The sequence below is a fragment of the Rahnella sp. P4_A8 genome (assembly GCF_056402435.1).
Genome location: NZ_JBFUHK010000032.1, coordinates 18818 through 39817, shown reverse-complemented (window position 1 = coordinate 39817; position 21000 = coordinate 18818). Strand labels below are relative to the sequence as shown.

At 53.7% G+C, this 21000-nt stretch carries 19 protein-coding genes; 5 read left to right on the top strand and 14 right to left on the bottom strand.

What is annotated here, in order from left to right:
- Positions 1–9 precede the first annotated feature (9 nt).
- The 3 genes from artJ to AC1DUO_RS15900 form a co-directional block, all read right to left on the bottom strand.
- Positions 10–741, bottom strand: coding sequence for an arginine ABC transporter substrate-binding protein (gene artJ, locus AC1DUO_RS15910; RefSeq protein ID WP_013574754.1), 732 nt, complete (start codon positions 739–741; stop codon positions 10–12).
- Between the two features lie 47 nt (positions 742–788).
- Complete coding sequence (gene artP, locus AC1DUO_RS15905) at positions 789–1517, bottom strand: arginine ABC transporter ATP-binding protein ArtP (protein WP_015689572.1); 729 nt, start codon at positions 1515–1517, stop codon at positions 789–791.
- Positions 1518–1727: 210 nt separating this feature from the next.
- Positions 1728–2309: a lipoprotein gene (locus AC1DUO_RS15900; protein ID WP_013574756.1), complete on the bottom strand. Its 582-nt coding sequence runs from the start codon at positions 2307–2309 to the stop codon at positions 1728–1730.
- Positions 2310–2496: 187 nt separating this feature from the next.
- On the opposite strand from AC1DUO_RS15900, the gene AC1DUO_RS15895 reads away from it, so the two are divergent.
- Together AC1DUO_RS15895 and AC1DUO_RS15890 are read left to right on the top strand one after the other, a co-directional pair.
- Entirely contained in the window at positions 2497–2823 is a 327-nt protein-coding gene (locus AC1DUO_RS15895; RefSeq protein WP_013574757.1) for a heavy metal-binding domain-containing protein, read from the top strand.
- Positions 2820–3668, top strand: a complete 849-nt coding sequence (locus AC1DUO_RS15890; RefSeq protein WP_126124720.1) for an N-acetylmuramoyl-L-alanine amidase — start codon at positions 2820–2822, stop codon at positions 3666–3668. The genes AC1DUO_RS15895 and AC1DUO_RS15890 overlap by 4 nt, the downstream gene beginning before the upstream one ends.
- Positions 3669–3690: 22 nt before the next feature.
- Here the strand turns inward: AC1DUO_RS15890 and AC1DUO_RS15885 are convergent, their stop codons facing one another.
- The 7 genes from AC1DUO_RS15885 to AC1DUO_RS15855 all read right to left on the bottom strand — a co-directional run bounded on the left by AC1DUO_RS15885 (position 3691) and on the right by AC1DUO_RS15855 (position 13265).
- Entirely contained in the window at positions 3691–4725 is a 1035-nt protein-coding gene (locus tag AC1DUO_RS15885) for an NAD-dependent epimerase/dehydratase family protein (RefSeq protein ID WP_449632253.1), read from the bottom strand.
- A 156-nt stretch (positions 4726–4881) separates the two neighbouring features.
- Positions 4882–6336 (bottom strand): DUF2867 domain-containing protein, encoded by a 1455-nt coding sequence (locus AC1DUO_RS15880; protein ID WP_443566713.1) that lies wholly within the window; start codon positions 6334–6336, stop codon positions 4882–4884.
- Between the two features lie 82 nt (positions 6337–6418).
- A complete protein-coding gene (ltaE, locus tag AC1DUO_RS15875; RefSeq protein WP_013574761.1) occupies positions 6419–7432 on the bottom strand; it encodes a low-specificity L-threonine aldolase in 1014 nt (337 codons plus the stop codon).
- Positions 7433–7509: 77 nt separating this feature from the next.
- Positions 7510–9231, bottom strand: coding sequence for a ubiquinone-dependent pyruvate dehydrogenase (gene poxB, locus AC1DUO_RS15870; RefSeq protein WP_112151153.1), 1722 nt, complete (start codon positions 9229–9231; stop codon positions 7510–7512).
- A 295-nt stretch (positions 9232–9526) separates the two neighbouring features.
- The gene (gene hcr, locus AC1DUO_RS15865; RefSeq protein WP_126124723.1) at positions 9527–10540 is read right to left on the bottom strand and encodes an NADH oxidoreductase; all 1014 of its coding nucleotides are present in this window, start codon (positions 10538–10540) and stop codon (positions 9527–9529) included.
- Between the two features lie 6 nt (positions 10541–10546).
- Complete coding sequence (gene hcp / locus AC1DUO_RS15860; protein ID WP_013574764.1) at positions 10547–12199, bottom strand: hydroxylamine reductase; 1653 nt, start codon at positions 12197–12199, stop codon at positions 10547–10549.
- Positions 12200–12365: 166 nt separating this feature from the next.
- A complete protein-coding gene (locus tag AC1DUO_RS15855; protein ID WP_013574765.1) occupies positions 12366–13265 on the bottom strand; it encodes a LysO family transporter in 900 nt (299 codons plus the stop codon).
- Positions 13266–13454: 189 nt separating this feature from the next.
- Between AC1DUO_RS15855 and AC1DUO_RS15850 the strand changes: the two genes are divergently transcribed.
- The gene (locus AC1DUO_RS15850) at positions 13455–15188 is read left to right on the top strand and encodes an ATP-dependent endonuclease (protein ID WP_037036070.1); all 1734 of its coding nucleotides are present in this window, start codon (positions 13455–13457) and stop codon (positions 15186–15188) included.
- Here AC1DUO_RS15850 and AC1DUO_RS15845 read toward each other — a convergent pair.
- Positions 15185–16174, bottom strand: coding sequence for a VirK/YbjX family protein (locus AC1DUO_RS15845; RefSeq protein ID WP_443566690.1), 990 nt, complete (start codon positions 16172–16174; stop codon positions 15185–15187). The genes AC1DUO_RS15850 and AC1DUO_RS15845 overlap by 4 nt on opposite strands.
- Before the next feature lie 292 nt (positions 16175–16466).
- Positions 16467–16688: a cold shock-like protein CspD gene (gene cspD / locus AC1DUO_RS15840; RefSeq protein WP_013574768.1), complete on the bottom strand. Its 222-nt coding sequence runs from the start codon at positions 16686–16688 to the stop codon at positions 16467–16469.
- 393 nt (positions 16689–17081) lie between these two features.
- Here cspD and clpS point away from each other — a divergent pair, with 393 nt between their 5' ends.
- A complete protein-coding gene (gene clpS, locus AC1DUO_RS15835; RefSeq protein ID WP_013574769.1) occupies positions 17082–17402 on the top strand; it encodes an ATP-dependent Clp protease adapter ClpS in 321 nt (106 codons plus the stop codon).
- Between the two features lie 27 nt (positions 17403–17429).
- On the top strand, positions 17430–19712 hold the full coding sequence (gene clpA, locus AC1DUO_RS15830; protein ID WP_112151150.1) for an ATP-dependent Clp protease ATP-binding subunit ClpA: 2283 nt from the start codon (positions 17430–17432) through the stop codon (positions 19710–19712).
- 221 nt (positions 19713–19933) lie between these two features.
- On the opposite strand, the gene infA is transcribed toward clpA, so the two are convergent.
- Positions 19934–20152: a translation initiation factor IF-1 gene (gene infA, locus AC1DUO_RS15825; RefSeq protein ID WP_002211347.1), complete on the bottom strand. Its 219-nt coding sequence runs from the start codon at positions 20150–20152 to the stop codon at positions 19934–19936.
- Positions 20153–20245: 93 nt separating this feature from the next.
- Complete coding sequence (gene aat / locus AC1DUO_RS15820) at positions 20246–20980, bottom strand: leucyl/phenylalanyl-tRNA--protein transferase (RefSeq protein ID WP_015689576.1); 735 nt, start codon at positions 20978–20980, stop codon at positions 20246–20248.
- Positions 20981–21000: the final 20 nt, after the last annotated feature.

Sequence of the window (21000 nt, the reverse complement as noted above, 5' to 3'; positions counted from 1 at the left end):
TAGGCAAACTTATTGCTGGAACCATTTTGAATACAGTGTTTTGTAAGTGCCGTCTGCTTTCACTTTTGCCAGAGCATCATTCAGTTTAGTCAGCAATTCGGTATTGTTCTGACGAACCGCAACACCCAGGCCGGTACCGAAGTAAGTCGGGTCAGTGATTTTGTCACCCACAGCGGCCAGATTTTTGTTCTGTTTCAGCCATTCATTCACCACGGCGGTGTCACCGAATACGGCATCCAGACGACCGTTTTTCAGGTCCAGTACGGCATTCTGATAGCTGTCGTAAGGTACGGCGGTGATTTCAGGGTGCTTATCCATCAGGTATTTCTGATGAGTCGTGCCGTTTTGCATACCGACACGTTTGCCTTTGAGCGCAGCAACGTCAGTGAACTGACCAGAATGGGCGATGAAAATAGCAGAGTTATCGTAGTACGGGTTGGTGAATGCCACTTGTTTCTGACGTTCAGGCGTGATGTCCATACCGGAAATCACCGCGTCAAAACGGCGGAATTTCAGGCTCGGGATCAGGCTGTCGAACGCCTGATTGGTGAACGTACAGGTTGCCTGCATCTCTTTACACATGGCGTTCGCCAGATCGACGTCAAAGCCCTGGATCTGATTGCTGGAGTCTACAAACTCAAACGGAGGATAAGACGCTTCCATCGCGAAACGGATGGTATCAGCAGCGCTGGCAGACAAACTGACGGTAGCCAGAACCGCGGCAATTACTAATTTTTTCATCGCAAACTCCGTAGAAACATCAATCAATGTATTGATAGAAATACAGTTTAGTGGGAAAGGTAGCTGGCAAACTCTTTGGTTTGCGGCTGTGCGAAAACGGAGGCATCGCCTTGCTCGACAATGCGGCCATTTTCCATGTACACCACGCGGCTGGCGGTCTTACGCGCAACTTCAACTTCGTGGGTCACGATAACCTGAGTAATGCCGGTGCCGGCCAGTTCGCGAATAATGCTGACGATCTGGGCGGTGATTTCCGGGTCAAGCGCGGCGGTAGGTTCATCAAACAGCAGAACCTGAGGCTCCATCATCAGCGCACGGGCAATCGCCACACGCTGTTGCTGGCCACCGGAAAGATGCAACGGAAAACGATCGGCGTAATCGGTCAGACGCAGACGGGTCAGCAATTTCTGGGCACGCGCGAGCGCAACGTCTTTGGTCAGCCCCAGCACTCGCATAGGCGCTTCCAGTAAGTTGTCGAGCACCGTGCGGTGCGGCCACAGATTGTATTGCTGGAAAACCATGCCGACGTTCTGACGCAATTCGCGAACGGCTTTTTCATCCGGTTTGCGGGTGAAATCGAAGGTATTACCGGCGATCTGCAAAGTGCCTGAACGCGGCATTTCCAGCAGGTTCAGAACACGTAACAGGGAGCTTTTGCCTGCACCACTTGGGCCGAGTAAAACCAGAGTTTCACCGGCAGGGCAGTCGAGCTGAATGTCAAAAAGCGCCTGATGCACGCCGTAGAAGCAGTTGATGCTATTAAGTTGAATACTCATGCGCAAATAGTGAATAGCCATTGATGCCGCAGATGGTAACTTCCGCAGCATAGTTATGCAACGATCGCGGCTTAAAAATTATGTGTTACCGCAGGAATGCCAAAGTGTAGCACATCATATTGTTAAACCGCTGTGACGGGGATGTTGGTCAATGACGATATTCATCACTGACCCACATTATGCAACCGCTATTTTAGAGAAAGGAATGGCTTACTGGTGTTCTAAAACCTGGCGCAGTGTGCCACTTGAAGCGAAATCGAGGTTTGCCATATAACGCACATCATCAACCGTCCAGCATTGGCCTTCACGCACCATCAGCACTTCATCTTTCCAGCTTGTCGATGCGCCTTTGTCTTTCTCATGTGTGAAGGTGACACGCAGGGGAATGTTACGGGCGTCGGTGTTCGGTATGGTGGAGGCGCTGTCTACGGAGGCAGACGTCGGTCCATCAAACAGGCTGGAGAAAATGTCACCATCGCCTGAACCAGCACCCGTTTTCTCGTTCGGTGAGGCGGCGATATCGACTTTCGGATGTGACTGCGCTTTCAGCAGCGCATCATACAATGCGGTGCTCAGATAAGGTCGGTATGCGGCCAGTTGGCTGGAATTGGGTAATCCGCTGCCGCCTTGTTTAATGCGAAAATCATAGAATTGCTGAGCAACGCTGTCAGGGCCGCCATCGACACAGGGTGCGGTGCGGCTGCCAATGTCCTTATATGCAGGTTCTACCGTGGTGCAGGCACTTAACATCAGTACCAGCGGGATGGCGGCGACAAGGGTTTTCTTTTTCATTGTATTCCTTACTGAAAGATTGAACATTTTCACCATGACGTTCTTTACCATACAGTATAAAACCGATTTGGCTTAATGCATGACGAAGAGAAATCAGTCAAAGGTAATACCTTGATCTCTCACGCAGGGTTTATGCTATTAATGGCATTATTGCCAGGATTTGGACGACAACTGATAAGGAATACGCATGCAAATTTCAACCACTCCGACCCTCGAAGGTTTCACCATCGCTGAATATTGCGGCGTAGTGACGGGCGAAGCGATTTTAGGGGCAAATATTTTTCGTGATTTCTTTGCTGGTGTGCGCGATATCGTCGGTGGGCGTTCCGGCGCTTATGAAAAAGAGCTGCGCAAGGCGCGTGAAATTGCTTTCCGTGAACTGGAAGAACAGGCGAAAGAGCGCGGTGCGAACGCGGTTGTCGGTATTGATATCGATTATGAAACCGTGGGCAAAGACAGCAGCATGCTGATGGTCAGTGTGTCCGGCACCGCAGTGATTGTGCATCGCAAATGATCTGTCAGCGTGTGAAACGGGGTCTGTTCACTGTCGCATTACTCATGCTGGCCGGTTGTCAGCACGCCAGCCAGCAGGGCGCGGATGCGCCATTCCGGCTGGAAACGGCGCGACAGGCGCAGGGCGCAGATCAGCGGATCCGTTTTCTGGTGATCCATTACACCGCTGAAGATTTCAACAACGCATTAAATACGCTTACAGATGAGCACGTCAGCGCACATTATCTGATCCCGGCGCAACCGCCACTTGAAGCGGGTAAACCGGTGGCGTGGCAACTGGTGCCTGAAAATATGCGCGCCTGGCATGCCGGTGCCAGCAGCTGGCGCGGGCGTACCAATCTTAACGATACGTCGGTGGGCATCGAACTGGAGAACAAAGGCTACAGCAACTATTTGCTCGGCAAAAAATTCTATCCGTTCCCGCCTGCGCAAATAGATTTACTGGCTAATCTGAGCCAGGAGATTGTCGCGCGTTATCAGATAGAACCGCGCAATGTGGTGGCGCACAGCGATATCGCGCCGCAGCGCAAAGATGACCCCGGTCCGCTGTTCCCCTGGCAGGAAATGGCCGAACGTGGGATTGGCGCGTGGCCGGATGCGGCGCGGGTGAATCAGTATCTGGCAGGACGTAATCCGCAACAGCCTGTCGATCAGGCGCAGTTGCTGGTGTTGCTGAAAGCGTACGGATATTCAGTGGAGGATAATATGACGCCGCGTCAGCAGCGTCGGGTGATTGCTGCATTCCAGATGCATTTCCGCCAGAGTGATTATCGCGGCCATGCGGATGCTGAAACCGAAGCGATCGTCCGGGCGCTGTTACAGCAGTTTCCGGAGAAGAACGACTGAAACCAGCGACTGACCTGTACGGTCAGTCGCGTTTCGGACCGATGCCGTGCAGCCCCTGAAGTTTACCGTGATCGCGTAACCAGTCGGCGGTGCGGATAATCCCCTGATCGAGTGAAATCACCGGCACATAACCGAGTTCTTTCTGCGCACGTTGTGTGTCGAGCGTGAGATCGAAATTGAGTTTTGCCACGCTGTAATGCGTCAGCACCGGTTCTTTCTGCGAGCTTTTGTTGATGCGCTCCATGCCCCGCGCCATCATATCCAGCAGCGGATACGGCACCGAACGGATGCGGTATTTGATATCCAGATTTTCCATCAGTTGTTTCACCAGCGTACACAGCGGACGCGGTTGCTGATTCGTAATATTGAACGCGCGACCTGATTCTGTTGCCTGCGACTGCGTCGCCAGCCACATTGCATGCACGGCATTCTCAACGTAGGTCATGTCCACCAGCGCTTCTCCGCCGCGTGGCAGCATCAGTGTTCCGCCATATTTCAGCATTTGCAGCAAACGCGGCATCATTACGTTGTCGTGCGGGCCGAAAATGCCCTGCGGCCGCAAAATGGTGAAATGCGTTTGTGGATTCGACAATGCCAGCGTGTGGATCACCTGTTCACCGGCGGCTTTGCTGCGTGCAAAGGAGTTGGCGAAACGGTGCGGGAGAAAGTCTTCCTGAATATCACGGTGATGGTGAAAATCGAAGTAGATCGCCGGTGACGAAATATGCACGAAGTTTTCCACACCATATGCCGCGGACCACTCGCCCAGACGCCGTGTGGCGCGCACATTCGCCAGCTCGAATTCCTGTTCACTGCCCCACGGCGACATCAGCCCTGAGCAGTGCCAGACGGTATCGATATCTGCCAGCAGGGCTTTGGCCTGAGCAGACACCAGCGTGGTGAGATCGGCGTGAATAAATTCTGCGCCCATTTTCTGCAAAAGCGATCCCATGGCGGCATTCCGTCCCGTCGCCCTGACTTTGATGCCTTTATTTCGCAGAAACTCAACGGCATTTCTTCCAAGACCGCCGCTCGCACCGGTAACCAAAACCTTCATATACAGGCCAATGCCTTCATAAATAGAGAAAAATTGTTGTCAGCGTCGGGGTTCTGGCACCCCTGAGCAATAAGGGTGCCATTCTTTCGTGAAATTGTGCGGGTTGCAATGGGAAAGGGGGAAAGCTGTGTCTGAAAGCAGATTAAATGACCCTCTTTAGCGTCCGCAACGGTCTTTCTGCCGGGCAAGGCTGGCGATGCGTTTTGCCATGCCACGAAAAATAAACTGATGAGCGGGCATCATACTGAACCAGTAAAGCAGGCCGCTGAACCCTGCCGGATGCCACCAGGCGCGCACATCCAGGCTGCGGCTTTCACCGTGGTCGGTAATCGTGAACGTTAAACGACCGAGCCCCGGCGCTTTCATGCCGAATAACAGCGCCAGTTCGCGCTGAGGTTTCAGGCCGATCACTTTCCAGCCATCAATTTTATCGCCAGGTTTCAGGAAATCACGATCCGGACGGCCGTATTCCACGCCTCCGCCGAGTAAATCGTCGATCCGTGCCCGCGTTTTCCACAAACCGTTGGCATAGAAATATCCTTCAGCGCCCCCAAGCTGCTGGATGACTTTCCATAATGCGGCTTTTGACGCCGACGTTTCCAACGTGAAACCCGCCTGTTTCGGATAATAACCGTAGCCTGGACGCCAGCGCGCACGGGCGTCAGGATCGTATCCCCAGTCCGGTGAATCCATGATCTGTTGCTGTTCTTTTTCCAGCGTACTGCGGATCGCCTCATCAATGGGGATCAGTGTTTGCGGGATCAGCTTTTGCAGTTTCTCACTGTCGGCCGGTAAATCGTGGTTCAGCCCCTGGATCAGCGCTTTTGCCAGTGACGTCGGCACGGAGGTGATCAGGCTGAGAAAATATACCGAAACAAAAGATGTTGGCAGGGGAACGGGGAGCAGCCAGCGGCGTTTACCGCTCATCGCGATAAAGCGTTTAAACAGCGTCTGATAGCTGATGTATTCCGGCCCCGCCGCCTCCAGAATCTGATTTTCAGTGGCGGGCAGTGTCACCAGCCCCTGTAAATAATTAAGCAGATTTTCCAGTGCAATGGGCGACGACTTTGAGCGAACCCAGCGCGGCGGCGTCAGCACCGGCAGGTTGTACACCATGTCACGCATCACTTCGAACGCGGCAGAACCGGCACCAATCACGATGCCGGTGCGCATTTCCGTCACCGGAATGGTACTCATGCGCAGCAAATCGCCGGTGAGTTTTCTCGCCTGCAAATGCGCTGAATGATTGCCTTCCGGCTGCATTGAGCCGAGATAAACAATGTGCTTAATGGAGGAATCTTTCAGTGCCAGCAGAGTGTGCTGCGCCGCCTGCCGTTCTTTTTCCAGTAAATCATCATCTTCTGCCATGGCGTGAACCAGATACACCAGCACGTCAGCGCCTTCAAAGGCGGCAGCCAGCGTTTTACTCTGATAGACATCCGCGAAGCAGCAGCGGACGTTTGGCCATTTTTGCTGTTGCAGCCATTCGATACGGCGTGCGGCGGCCGTGACCTTGAAACCTTGCTGGCTCAGATGCGCCGTCAGATGTTGTCCGATATACCCGCTGGCACCGAGAACGACGATCCGGCCAGTGTGTGTCGTGATTGGCATTTCCATTTGCTCGGTCAGTGTAAGGGAGATAAAGCAGAAAGTACGGCGATACCCGCGCAGGCTATCGCCGTCAACCGGATTGTCAGGCGTGCTGATGCAGGAATTCCTGCCACAGCGCCACGACTTTTTGCAGATCTTCACGACTGATATTGATATGCGTCAGCACGCGTGTGACCGGCCCCGCACTGATGATCACACCGCGCTCCTGCATCCACGGCCCCATTTTGGCTGCCAGTTCCGCGCTTTGTTTAATGTACAGCACATTGGTTTGGGCACCGGGTTCAGCGATTTCTACGCCGATTTTGCGCAGTTCCTGTGCCAGCCACTGTGCATTGTCGTGGTCATCTTGCAGACGTGAAACGTTATTTTCCAGCGCGTAAATTGCTGCTGCGGCCAGAATACCGGACTGGCGCATACCGCCACCGGTCATTTTGCGCCAGCGGTTAGCACGCTGGATGTACTCTTTGCTGCCGACCAGAAGGGAACCAATCGGTGCGCCCAGACCTTTCGACAGGCAGATGGTCAGCGTGTCGCAATACTGAGTGATCTCACGTAATTCCACGTTCAGTGCCACTGCAGCATTCATGATACGCGCGCCATCAATGTGCAGTGCCAGCCCTTTTTCGCGGGTGAAGGCGAACGCCTTTTGCAGATAATCCAGCGGAAGCACTTTGCCACTGTGGGTGTTTTCCAGGCTCAGCAGACGGGTCCGGGCAAAATGGATATCATCGGGCTTGATGGCTGCCGCGATCTTATCCAGCGGGATAGAACCGTCAGCATCCATGTCCAGCGGCTGAGGCTGGATACTGCCGAGCACCGCGGCTCCACCTGCTTCATACATATAATTGTGAGCTTTCTGGCCAACAATATATTCTTCGCCACGCTGGCAGTGCGTCAGCAACGCCACCAGATTGGCCTGCGTACCGGTTGGTAAAAACAGCGCCGCGTCTTTGCCACACAACTTTGCCGCCATGTCCTGTAAAGCATTTACCGTTGGGTCATCGCCGTAGACATCATCGCCGACTTCAGCGCGGGCCATGGCCTGACGCATAGCTTCACTGGGGCGGGTTACGGTATCACTGCGTAAATCGATCAACGTGGCTTCCTTCTGGGTGAATGCCCCTTAAGGGGGCAGGTATGATTATTTAATCATGCACTATAGCCCTGTCGGGGTTATCGCAGCCAGTTGGTTTTTGCCAGTTCGACCACTTCGTCGCCCCGGCCGCTGATCACCGCGCGCAGCATGTACAGGCTGAAGCCTTTTGCCTGTTCGAATTTTATCTGCGGTGGCATCGCCAGTTCTTCAGTGGCGGTGATCACATCGATCAGCACCGGCCCCTCGTAGGCGAACGCATCCTGCAAGGCGGTGTTGATATCGGAGGCTTTTTCAACCCGAATGCCTTTGATGCCTGCAGCTTCAGCGATAGCGGCGAAATCCGGATTTTTCAGCTCGGTGCCATCCGTCAGATAACCGCCGGATTTCATTTCCATTGCCACAAAGCCCAGTACGCTGTTATTGAAAATGATGATTTTCACCGGCAGCTTTTGCTGCGCCAGCGTCAGGAAATCCCCCATCAGCATGGCAAATCCGCCGTCGCCGCACAGCGCCACAACCTGACGTGAGCGGTCAATGGCCTGCGCACCAATCGCCTGCGGCATGGCGTTGGCCATCGAGCCGTGGTTGAACGAGCCGAGCAAACGGCGCTGGCCGTTCATTTGCAGATAACGACACGCCCAGACGGTCGGCGTGCCGACGTCGCAGGTGAAAATCGCATCGGCAGCGGCAAAGCGGCTAATCTGCTGCGCCAGATATTGCGGGTGGATCGGTTGCTTGTCGTTCGGCGTCGCCAGCCCGTCGAGATCTTTGCGCGCTTCCTCGTAATGCTTCAGCGCCTTGTCGAGGAACTTGCGTTCATTTTTTACCTGCAACTGCGGCAGAAGGGCGGTCAGGGTGGATTTGATGTCGCCGACCAGCGCCATATCCACATGGCAATGTGCACCGATGCTGCCCGGATTGATATCAATCTGAATGATTTTGGCATCGGTCGGATAAAACGCGCGATACGGGAATTGCGTGCCGAGCAGGATCAGCGTGTCGGCATTGAGCATGGCATGATAACCGGAAGAGAAGCCGATCAGCCCGGTCATACCGACGCTGTACGGGTTATCCCATTCGATATGTTCTTTGCCGCGAAGTGCATGCACCACCGGCGCTTTCAGGGTTTCAGCCAGTCTGATCACTTCATCGTGCGCACCCGCGCAGCCGCTGCCACACATCATCGTAATGTTGGTCGCGCCGTTCAGCAGTTCCGCCAGCTTTTCCAGTTCTGTAGGCTGTGGCGTGACTTTTGGCAGCACAGGCGGATACCAGCTGACTTTAGCATCTTCCGGCGCAGGCTTGAGCGCCACATCGCCCGGCAGCACAATCACCGACACGCCACGGTTGAGAATGGCTTTGCGCATGGCGATCGCCAGCACCTGCGGCAGTTGCTCGGGATTGCTGATCAGTTCGCAGTAATGGCTGCATTCGCGGAATAATTCGGTTGGGTGGGTTTCCTGAAAGTAACCGCTGCCGATTTCACTCGACGGGATATGCGCGGCAATCGCGACAACCGGCACGTGATTGCGATGGCAATCGAACAGGCCGTTGATCAGATGCAGGTTGCCCGGGCCACAAGAACCTGCGCACACCGCCAGTTCGCCGGTGATTTGTGCTTCGGCTCCGGCGGCGAATGCGGCCACTTCCTCATGGCGCGTACCCAGCCATTCGATGGTGCCCATGCGGTTCAGGCTGTCGCTTAACCCGTTCAGGGAGTCGCCGGTGACGCCCCAGATCCTTTTTACGCCTGCTGCCTCGAGAGTTTTCGCCAGGTATGCTGCTACGCTTTGTTTCATAGTCCCTCCGGTGCGCCCGTCATCCTTCGAGCTGCCTCTGCGTTGGCTGCTTTCGCGAACCCGGTCACATACTTATGTATGCTCCCGGCGATTCACTCAGTTGCCGCCTTGATCCAACTCGAATGATTTAGGGCTAATTTTCAAATAAGTGGATTAAGCATAGTCCACTGATTACATCCTTGAATGTTCAGCCTTAAACCATACAAAAATATGCGGAGGAGGGAGGTGAAGAATTGTAAATCTGCCCGCCCAGACTGTAAAAAGTCATGAGCGGGCAGTGAGTTACTGCGGGGGATCAGGCGAGGGTGACGTCGCCCTGGAGCTGACAGCTACAGGCCAGTACATAACCCTGAGCGACCTCTTCGTCGGTCAGTGTCATGCGGCTGGTGGTCTGGTAATCACCGGAAAGTATCCGGGTTTTACAACTGCCGCATACGCCTGCACGGCAGGCTGCGGTGACCGGCAAACTGTGCTGTTCCATGGCTGCCAGCAATGTCGTTCCAACCGGTACGCGGTAATTCTGTAACGGTGTCAGGCGGGTCAGCGTCAGTTGCTGGTCGGCAGACACTTCAGTTTGCTGTGCCTGAAACTGCTCTTTGACGATATTCTCTGCCGTTGCGCCCAGTTGTTTCACCCATTCTCCGGCCAGTTGCATATAAGGCGCAGGGCCGCAAATCATTACCCGACGTTCACGGATATCCGGCACCTGACTTTGCAGTAGATCCTGGCTCAGGCGACCGGCGATTTGGCCGGGTTTTGCATCCTGTTCCACAAGAAGAGTCAGATTAAGCTGCGGATACGCTGCGGCCATTTGCTGCCATTCTTCGGCAAAAATGATGTCCTGCGGGCTGCGCACGCTATAAAACACCTGCACGCTTTGCGCCGGATGATGCGCCAGAATATCGCGCGTGATCGACATAACCGGCGTCACGCCACAGCCAGCCGCCAGCAACAACAAAGGCTGTGGCGTATCGCAGGTGAATTCCCCCTGCGCATCGCTCAGCCAGAGATAATCACCGGCTTTCACCTGCTGCGTCAGCCATGGCGAACCTTCGCCGCCCCCGATGCGGCGTACCGTCAGCTGAATAAAGCGGCTATTGCCCGGTGTGGAAGACAGTGTATAGGCACGCTGTACGTCACCACTTTGGCCAATATTCACCAGAGCAAACTGGCCGGGACGGTACGAATACACATCGTGATTAATCAGCGACAGCGTGCGGACATCCGGCGTTTCCTGTGTAACGGAATACACCTGCATGCGGTTCTGGCACAACGCGGTCGGCTGATCGGGAAATAAAGGAAATTTCATGTCAGCTTACTCCGGCAGCATGGTTTTCAGATCCTGCTCAACCGAGGTGATTGCGCGCAGGCCAAATTTTTCATTCAGGATCGCCAGCAGGTTATCGGTGAGGAAGGCCGGTGCCGTCGGGCCGGTGGCGATATTTTTTACGCCAAGCGACAGCAGGGTCAGCAGGATCACGATCGCTTTCTGTTCAAACCACGACAGCACCAGACTCAGCGGTAAATCATTCACACCACAGCCTAATTTCTCGGCCAGATTCACGGCCAGAATAATGGCGGAATAGGCGTCGTTACACTGGCCGACGTCCAGCAGACGAGGCAGGCCTTCAAGCGTACCGAAATCCAGTTTGTTGAAGCGGTATTTGCCGCAGGCCAGCGTCATGATCAGGCAGTCCTGCGGTACGCTAAGCGCCAGATCGGTGAAGTAGCTGCGTTCGCCACGGCTGCCGTCACACCCGCCGATCAGGAAGATGTGGCGCAGTTTTTTTGCGGCAACCAGATCGATGACGGTGTCTGCTGCGCTGAGTAAGGTCTGGCGGCCGAATCCGACGGTAATTTCCTGTTCAATCTCGCTGTAGCGGAAGCCCGGAAGCTGCAATGCCTGCGCAATCACCGGCGCAAAATCTTCGCCTTCCAGATGTTGCACACCCGGCCAGCCGACAATGCTGCGGGTCCAGATGCGGTCACCATAATTCCCGACATTCGGGTCAATAATACAGTTTGAGGTCATGACGACAGGGCCGGGGAATTTGGCGAACTCCACCTGCTGATTTTGCCAGCCGCTGCCGTAGTTACCGGCCAGATGCGGGAATTTTTTCAGTTCGGGATAACCGTGCGCCGGCAGCATTTCGCCGTGGGTGTAAATATTGATACCGGTGCCGACGGTTTGCTCGAGCAGCATCTGCAAATCTTTCAGGTCGTGACCGGAAATCAGAATCGCTTTACCTGCCAGCGGACGGACATTGACCGCCGTCGGTTGCGGATGTCCGTAAGCATCGGTTTCGCCTTTGTCCAGAATGGCCATCACGCCAAAGTTCATTTTGCCGATTGCCATCGCGTTCGCGAGCAGCTCGCCCATGTCGGACGGTTGCGTGCCCAGCCACGCCATCAGGCGATGATATTCGGCGTAAATGGCGCTATCAGACTGGCCCAGAACATGCGCGTGCTCCATATACGCCGCTGCACCTTTCAGGCCATACAGGCACAGCATACGCAGGCCGTGAATGTCATCACCGATCTGCGCTTTGTCACCGTTGAGCGCAAATTGCTGTGCCTGCTGTTGCAGCTCGCTGAGATTATCGCTCACCAGTTCCAGTGCGGCCAGCGGATGGTTAATGGTGATTTCCGCATCCATCAGACGGCAGCGGGTAGCCAGCGATTCGCGATAAAGAACGGCTTCACGGGCATAGCCGACAATACGCTCGGAATCGAAGTTTACGTTGGTCAGCGTGGAGAAAAAGGCGCGGGGCGCGAAGCTGTCGATCTCTTCATCAATGATGCCATAGCCGCGTGCGGTCAGTGCCCAGGCAGATAAACCTTCTAACACCGCGACCAGTAAGTCTTGTAAATCAGAAGTTTCGGCTGTTTTGCCACACATACCTTGCGCATACGCGCAACCATTGCCCGCCGGGGTACGGACTGTTTGTTCACATTGCACACAAAACATAATGAGGTCCTTTTAAAGTTGCATTTGAAATGCTTGTTTTGATGCAAGCCTAGAGCTGGCTGAGACAGAAATGAAGGGATTTTTAAGACAAAGTGACGCGGAGTTGATTTACCGCAAGTTTTGCCGGGCGGTTCCCGCTGCGGGATGGCAGCGGGACGGGCAGGGATCAGGCAGAAAAAAAGGCCATTAAGACCGGGGCAATCAGGCTGAGGATAAAGCCGTGCACCACGGCCGGAGGCACCATATCCAGTCCGCCGCTGCGCTGTAACACCGGCAGGGTAAAGTCCATGGATGTCGCGCCGCACAGGCCGAGTGCCGTCGAACGGCTGCTGCGCACCAGTGTCGGAATCAGCATGATGGCGCAGAGTTCGCGGGCAAGATCGTTAAAGAAGGCCGCGCTGCCAATCACCGGTCCGAAAGAATCTGTCAGAACGATGCCTGAAAGCGAATACCAGCCATAACCGGAGGCGATGGCCAGCCCGGTTTTCAGCGGTAAACCCAGCAGCAGTGCGGCAAGTGCACCGCCAATCAGGGCGCTGAGGGCCACCACGATTGCTACCATCATGCCGCGACGGTTCAGGATAATCTGGCGCAGGGTCATGCTGCTGTTGCGCAGTTGCAGACCGACCAGCGCCAGCAGGAATAACAACGCGATTTCGCTGGCCTGCGACGCGAAGGTAAGCCAGTGCCATTGTGTCAGACCCAGCGCAAAACCCCCGACCACCACGCCGCACAGTTTCAGTGATTCCAGTGCCATGTGAATGCGGGACGGCAATTTTTCCTGTTTATACTGCGTTTTCCAGGGCTTGCGGCGTTCCAGCAACCACAGCGCGGCGTAGTTCATCACGAAGATGCACAGGAAACAGACGGCGGCATATTTGAAAATCAGCAGCAAATTGGTGCTGAGATTGTCCAGGAAAGCCAGACTGATGCCCATAATGAACAGGATGACGTACACCATCCAGCTCAGTAACTGGTTAACAAGATGCAACAGGGCACGGTTTTTGAGCGGAATAAGGTAGCCGGCAATCAGCGGCAAAAGAATAATTAACAGCCCGGAGTACATGATGCAAAAGTCCCTGAAAAGTAAGATCCCATGAGTGGCGCGCAGCACATAAAATGCCGCCCGCCACGCTAACGAAAAGTTATCTGACTGTAAAGCAGCTTCGGCACGCAGAGATATCTCTGCGAGCTTGACCTGAACCGATTTTTAACGCCATGCTCAGGAAAGTTTTGAGCACACAGGAGGCGTCTGATGTATCTGGAACGTGTTGATATTGTCGGTTTTCGCGGGATTAACCGCCTGTCTTTGACGCTGACGCAGCCCGCGCAACGTGGCGCATCGATTACCGGTTCTGCCCATCAGGGGCAGGCCGAATCCTTTCTGACCAACACCGTGTTAATCGGCGAGAACGCCTGGGGGAAATCCAGCCTGCTCGATGCGTTAACTCTGCTGCTTTCCCCCGAATCTAAATTGTACTGCTTTAAAGAGGAGGATTTCTATTTCCCGGCAGGCGAAGAGGAGGCCAAATCACAGTACCTGCACGTGGTGTTTACATTTTGCGAGAACCAGGCCGGTCATCATATGTCGCCGCGCTTTAATCCGCTCTCACCACTTTGGGTGAAATGTGCCGATAAACTGAACCGTATCTATTATCGTCTTGAAGGAGAGCTGGACGACGATGGCAGCGTGATGACGCTGCGCAGTTTTCTGTCGTCCAACGGTCAGCCTTTAAATCTGACGACGATTGACCCGCTTGCGCAGGCGTTGATCCGCCTGAACCCGGTATTACGCTTACGCGATGCGCGCTTTATTCGCCGTCTGCGCAGCGAAACACTGGCGCCGCGGCTGGCAGTCAATAATGAAGAGCTGGCAAAACAGCTTGATGAACTGACGCGCGAATTGGTTCACAGCCCGCAGACGCTGAAAAACAGTGAACTGCGCAGTGGCCTGTCGGCGATGCGACAGTTGCTGGAACACTATTTTGCCGAGCAGGGGACGTCCAGCAGTGCCCCCTGGCAGCAAAAGCGTCATGGCCGGGCGGAGAGCCGCCGCGCATGGCGTTCGCTGGATAACATCAATCGCATGATTGCCGAACCCAACAGCCGCAGTATGCGGGTGATGCTGCTCGGCATGTTCTCGACATTGTTACAGGCGAAAGGCTCGGTGGTGCTGCATCCGGATGCCCGGCCACTGTTACTCATTGAAGACCCCGAAACCCGTTTGCATCCGATCATGTTATCGGTGGCCTGGGGATTACTGGATCAGTTGCCGTTGCAGCGTATCACCACCACCAACTCCGGCGATTTGTTGTCGCTGGTGCCCGTTGAGCAAATATGCAGACTGGTGCGTGAGTCCGGCCGCGTCGCGGCTTACGCCATCGGTCCTGAAGGGCTGAGTATGGAAGACAGCCGCCGCATCGCTTTCCATATCCGTTTTAACCGTCCCTCGTCTTTATTCGCCCGCTGCTGGCTGCTGGTGGAAGGCGAGACCGAAGTCTGGTTGCTGAACCAGCTGGCGCGTCAGTGTGGTTATCATTTTGAATCGGAAGGGATAAAGGTTATTGAGTTTGCACAATGTGGCCTGAAGCCTCTGCTGCGTTTTGCGCGGCAAATGGGCATCGAATGGCATGCGCTGGTCGACGGTGACGAAGCCGGTCGCAAATATGCTGCGACAGTGATTGCGAACGTGGAAAACCACAACGATACGCTGCGATATCGCCTGACGGCGTTGCCGTCGCAGGATATCGAACACTTCCTGTATCGCGAGGGTTTTGAAGACGTTTACCGCAAGAATGCGGCGATACCGGACAATGTGCCGATGTCGCCGAGAAGAATTATCGATAAAGCCATTCACCGCAGTTCGAAGCCAGATCTGGCGATTGATGTGGCACTTGCGGCCTCGTTGCGGGGAACCTCGTCTATTCCTGCGCTGCTGCGGCAAATGTTTTCCCGCGTGGCATGGCTGGCACGCGGCAGGGCGGATTAAGCGGCGTGGCTGTTTTCGGTTATCACGGGGTTGCCATGTCCGCTGGAAAAAGTGTGACGGATCTGCGTTTCCAGATCGTCTAACAGCTGGTAACGGCGACGGTATTCCGAGCGTCGTTTACTGGCGATTTCTTCCAGCGGGCGATGGGCAATCTGTGAAGGTAAATGGAAATAACCGTCATCGCCCGGTTTAGCATCCAGCGTTTCCCAAAAACTGTCGTAATCGGCAAACACCATGCCTTTGCGTTTTTTGTAGCGCGGGTTTTCATAAATATGGGTGTGATTTCCCACCGCCACGATTTGCTGCATGCCGGTGACGTCTGCGAGTGTGGTCAGCGCTTCAATCACCAGACGTTTAGGGAATAAACCGTGGCAGGCTTTGGTCGCTGTTTGTATCTCCAGATGATCCACGTGCGCGCGTGGCCCCTGTAACGCGCCGATAAACAGCGTCGGACGCCCCTGATATTCAATAAACGAAAACGTCACGATCGCAATCGGTTCACCCTGCGGAGTATTAAATGTCAGGGTGGCTTCGCCTTCTTTATCGAGACGGCTGATGGCATTAAAGGCGACAAAAAAATGTTGCCCCTCTTTGCCTGTCAGCGTGGCGATCGCCATCGGCTTTTTATTCAGATAACCGTGATTAATCGCGTCGGGCAGGCAATGACCAATCATATCGTAGTGATCACTGATGCGTTTCATCGCCTGTTGCGGCGTGATATTTGCCGACTGATACGCCCTGTGCAGCTTACAAGGCAGGCTGGGCATGGCGGTCAGGATTTCGTCGCGCTGCGGATGCTGTGCCAGATAATCAAGCATCCCAAACGTTCTGAGCGGGTGCGCCAGCGTGCGGAAGAGGAATTTGAGGCGATAGCGTGGTAATTCCCATGATGGCCCCGGCGTTATCTGACGGGTGAGCAATGCCTTCATTAACTGAAGGCCGGTAAGTGGCGCCTTTTCTACAGAAGGGTAGCTGAAAGTAGTCATGGAAATACCTGTTGTCGTGAGCCAGAGTTTTGTGGTGGCTATTTCATCAGGCCAAGAATAAACAGGTATACAACGGTGGGAATTATGGAGAAATTGCATGTAATTTGTTGAGATGATGTTTAGATTTACATCCTCATATGACGTGTCTTAGCAATTTGTGTCTAAAAAATGTACTTTTTTTCACGCTCAGGACTTGAAGCCGGAAGCATTCTCCCCCATAAATAAAAATGCCAGTCAGTAAGTGACCGGCATTTGCAGTTGAAGCGTTATCTGATGCGTGATGCTGAACCGGTCAGGCGACCACTTCACTTTCCACTGGAATAATGAGACTGGCATGATTCCCCTTTGGGCCTTCATGAACGTCGAAATTGACCTGCTGGCCGGCTTTCAGAGTCCGGTAACCCTCCATCTGGATTGTGGAGTAGTGAGCGAAGATGTCTTCACCGCCATTTTGCGGGCAAATGAAGCCAAAGCCTTTAGCATTATTGAACCATTTAACAGTACCCGTCTGCATGCTTCTTCATCCCTCTCATGACTAGTCTGGTAGTAAATAGATAAAGCCAGTTGAGTGAGCCCGAAGGCCGGAACACGGCGGATAAGCGTCTGTTCAGGCCGGTTTAAACTCCGTTCAGCTCACGAATTTACACTCTAGTGGAATAGAGTTAGACGTCAAGGAAACGGCATTTGTCGCGGGGGAGCAGATAACCAAAGTTTGAAGCAGGTAACGCTATTGACATATTTTGTTAAGTTTTGCCCGGCGTTGTCTGACGTACGTAGACATTTTGTGCAGCGGCAAGGTGAGGCCAGAGATGGTAAAATACGGTAATAACAGCGCGAGGCTCTGCAGAAAGTCTTCCCGTTTGTGTATTTGGCTTCCAATACGATCTTCACAGGTGATGAACAGGCAATGGGTAATAATCAAGACTGGCTAAATTTTGAACATTTGGCGGCGGATAAGCAAAAGGATGAGGTAAAACCGCCATCTATGTATAAAGTTATATTAAACAACGACGATTACACTCCAATGGAATTTGTGATTGACGTTCTGCAAAAGTTCTTTTCTTATGATATTGAACGTGCAACGCAACTGATGCTCCAGGTGCACTACAGAGGTAAAGCGATATGCGGCGTTTATACTGCCGAAGTCGCGGAAACCAAGGTCGCACACGTAAATGAGTACGCCAAGGAGAATGAGCATCCGTTGCTGTGTACGCTGGAAAAAGCCTGATTAAGGCAATCTATTTGGGAGGTGCCTATGCTCAATCAAGAACTTGAACTCAGTCTCAACATGGCTTTCGCAAGAGCCCGTGAGCACCGGCATGAGTTTATGACCGTGGAGCACCTGTTGCTGGCGTTGCTCAGCAACCCTGCTGCCCGTGAAGCGCTCGAAGCTTGTACAGTTGATTTAGTGGCCCTGCGCCAGGAACTGGAAGCCTTCATCGAGCAAACCACACCCACCTTACCTGCCAGTGAAGAGGAACGTGACACCCAGCCTACGCTGAGTTTCCAGCGCGTTCTGCAACGTGCGGTATTCCACGTGCAATCTTCTGGCCGCAGTGAAGTGTCCGGCGCCAACGTTCTGGTCGCGATTTTCAGCGAACAGGAATCTCAGGCTGCCTACTTACTGCGTAAACATGATGTCAGCCGCCTTGATGTGGTGAACTTTATCTCGCACGGCACCCGTAAAGATGAATCGGGTAGCCAGGCGCAAAACAATGCGGAAAACCCAGTTAACGAAGAACAGTCGGCGGGGGAAGATCGTATGGAGAACTTCACCACTAATCTTAACCAGTTAGCGCGCGTAGGTGGTATCGATCCGCTGATTGGCCGTGACAAAGAACTGGAGCGCGCCATTCAGGTGCTCTGCCGTCGCCGTAAAAACAACCCGCTGCTGGTGGGCGAATCCGGCGTAGGTAAAACGGCCATTGCCGAAGGGTTGGCATGGCGAATCGAGCAGGGCGATGTGCCGGAAGTGATGGCAGAATGCACCCTGTATTCTCTGGATATTGGTTCGTTGCTGGCGGGTACCAAATACCGCGGTGATTTCGAGAAACGTTTCAAATCTCTGCTGAAACAGCTGGAGCAGGATAAAAACAGCATTCTGTTTATTGATGAAATCCACACGATTATCGGTGCCGGTGCGGCGTCAGGTGGTCAGGTGGATGCGGCAAACCTCATCAAACCGTTGCTGTCGAGCGGCAAAATCCGCGTGATTGGTTCGACGACCTATCAGGAATTCAGCAATATCTTTGAGAAAGATCGCGCTCTGGCACGGCGTTTCCAGAAAATTGATATTACTGAGCCAAGCGTTGAAGAAACCGTCCAGATTATTAACGGCCTGAAAACCAAATACGAAGCGCATCACGATGTGCGCTACACCGCGAAAGCGGTGCGTGCGGCGGTCGAGCTGTCGGTCAAATACATTAATGACCGTCATCTGCCGGACAAAGCCATCGACGTGATTGACGAAGCGGGCGCACGTAGCCGGTTAATGCCGGTCAGTAAACGCAAGAAAACCGTGAATGTCAGCGATATCGAAAGTGTCGTAGCGCGTATTGCCCGCATTCCGGAAAAAACTGTGTCTGCGACAGACCGTGATGTCCTGAAAAGTCTGGGTGACCGCCTGAAAATGCTGGTCTTCGGACAAGATCCGGCCATTGAAGCACTGACCGAAGCGATCAAGATGAGCCGCGCCGGTCTGGGTCAGGATCACAAGCCTGTCGGTTCGTTCCTGTTCGCCGGTCCAACCGGGGTGGGGAAAACCGAAGTGACGGTTCAGTTGGCGAAAGCGATGGATATCGAACTGCTGCGTTTTGATATGTCGGAATACATGGAACGTCATACGGTCAGCCGTCTGATCGGTGCGCCTCCGGGATATGTCGGTTTTGATCAGGGCGGTTTGCTGACGGATGCGGTGATTAAACATCCGCACGCCGTCGTGCTGCTTGATGAAATAGAGAAGGCGCATCCGGATGTCTTCAACCTGCTGCTGCAGGTAATGGACAACGGTACGCTGACCGATAACAACGGTCGCAAAGCAGATTTCCGTAACGTGATTTTGGTGATGACCACTAACGCCGGTGTGCGTGAAACGGAACGTAAATCGATTGGTCTGGTGCATCAGGATAACAGCCCGGATGCGATGGAAGAGATCAAACGGACCTTTACGCCGGAATTCCGTAACCGTCTGGACAACGTTATCTGGTTCAACCATCTGTCTACGGAAGTTATCCAGCAGGTTGTCGACAAGTTTATCGTCGAACTGCAGGCGCAGCTGGATGCGAAAGGCGTTTCTCTGGAAGTCAGCGACGAGGCTCGCGACTGGCTGACAGTGAAAGGCTATGACCGTGCGATGGGTGCGCGTCCGATGACCCGTACCGTTCAGGAAAACCTGAAAAAACCACTCGCTAACGAGCTGCTGTTTGGTTCACTGGTGGATGGCGGTTCCGTCTCTGTGGCACTGGATAAGGCGGCTGACAAGCTCACTTATCACTTTATGAGTGCGCAGAAGAAAAAACCGGAAGGTGCGGTGCATTAATTTTTCATAAAGCATGAAAAAACAAAAGGCGATGTGAAAACATCGCCTTTTTTCTTTCTGAAATTCTTTATTTAATTGCAGTAATTAGTGAGGGATTTCAGAAAGGATAATGGAACAAAACGCCGGATTGCGGATACCACAAAACGCCCTTGCAACAGCAGGAAGGGCGAAAAGGGTATCCTCAGGTATCGCCGGAAAATCAGCGATGAGTGAGCCGCTTATTAACGGCTACGGAAGACAATGCGGCCTTTGCTCAGGTCGTACGGGGTCAGCTCTACAGTGACTTTGTCGCCCGTCAGGATGCGGATGTAGTTCTTACGCATTTTACCGGAGATGTGAGCGGTAACTACGTGTCCGTTTTCTAATTCTACACGGAACATAGTGTTTGGCAGCGTATCAAGTACGGTGCCTTGCATTTCAATGTTGTCTTCTTTGGCCATCGAATCCTCTAGGTCTAACTACCATAGTTTTTAACCGGCAAGATAATGCCGAAAAACCCACATTATGTAAAGAAGTATGGTCCATGACCGCACCTATTCCCTATCCTTCGGGAACACCGGCAGGTCTTCATCATGTGGGGATAAGTCTTGTGGCAACCAGCAATCCGGTGCTAACGCGCGTTGCGAAAGTGCGGATAACTGCTGCAAAAATTGGCGGCGGGGGATCTCTCTCGCACCCAGCGACGCAGTGTGAGGGTTGAGCACCTGACAGTCAATCAGTTCTCCTCCATTGCGGGAAAAATGTTGGCAAAAAAGCATAAGCGCGCACTTAGAGGCATTCTCCCGCCGGCTGAACATCGACTCACCGCAAAATAATCCGCCGACAGAAACGCCGTACAAACCGCCAACCAGTTCTTCACCTTCCCAGACTTCAACCGAGTGCGCGCGTCCGGCTTCATGCAATTCCTGATAACCACGCTGCACCAGCGGCCCGATCCAGGTGCCATCTTCACGCTGCATGGCGCACGCATGGATCACCTGCTCAAATTGCTGGTTGAGGGTGAAACGAAACGGCATCTTGCGCATAAAACGTTTCAGACTGCGGCTGGCGTGGCGTTCTCCCGGGACCAAAATTGCGCGGGGGTCAGGTGACCACCAGAGGATCATTTCCCCCGGCTCGAACCAGGGGAAAATGCCATGCTGGTACGCGGAAAGCAGGCGGGGAGCGGTAAGATCRCCCCCGATAGCCAGCAGGCCATTCGGCTCCTGCAATGCGGTTTCAGGTTCCGGGAAATTCAATGAATTGGCCTCAAGCTTAACTAACCGCATAGATCTCCTTATCCGGCGGA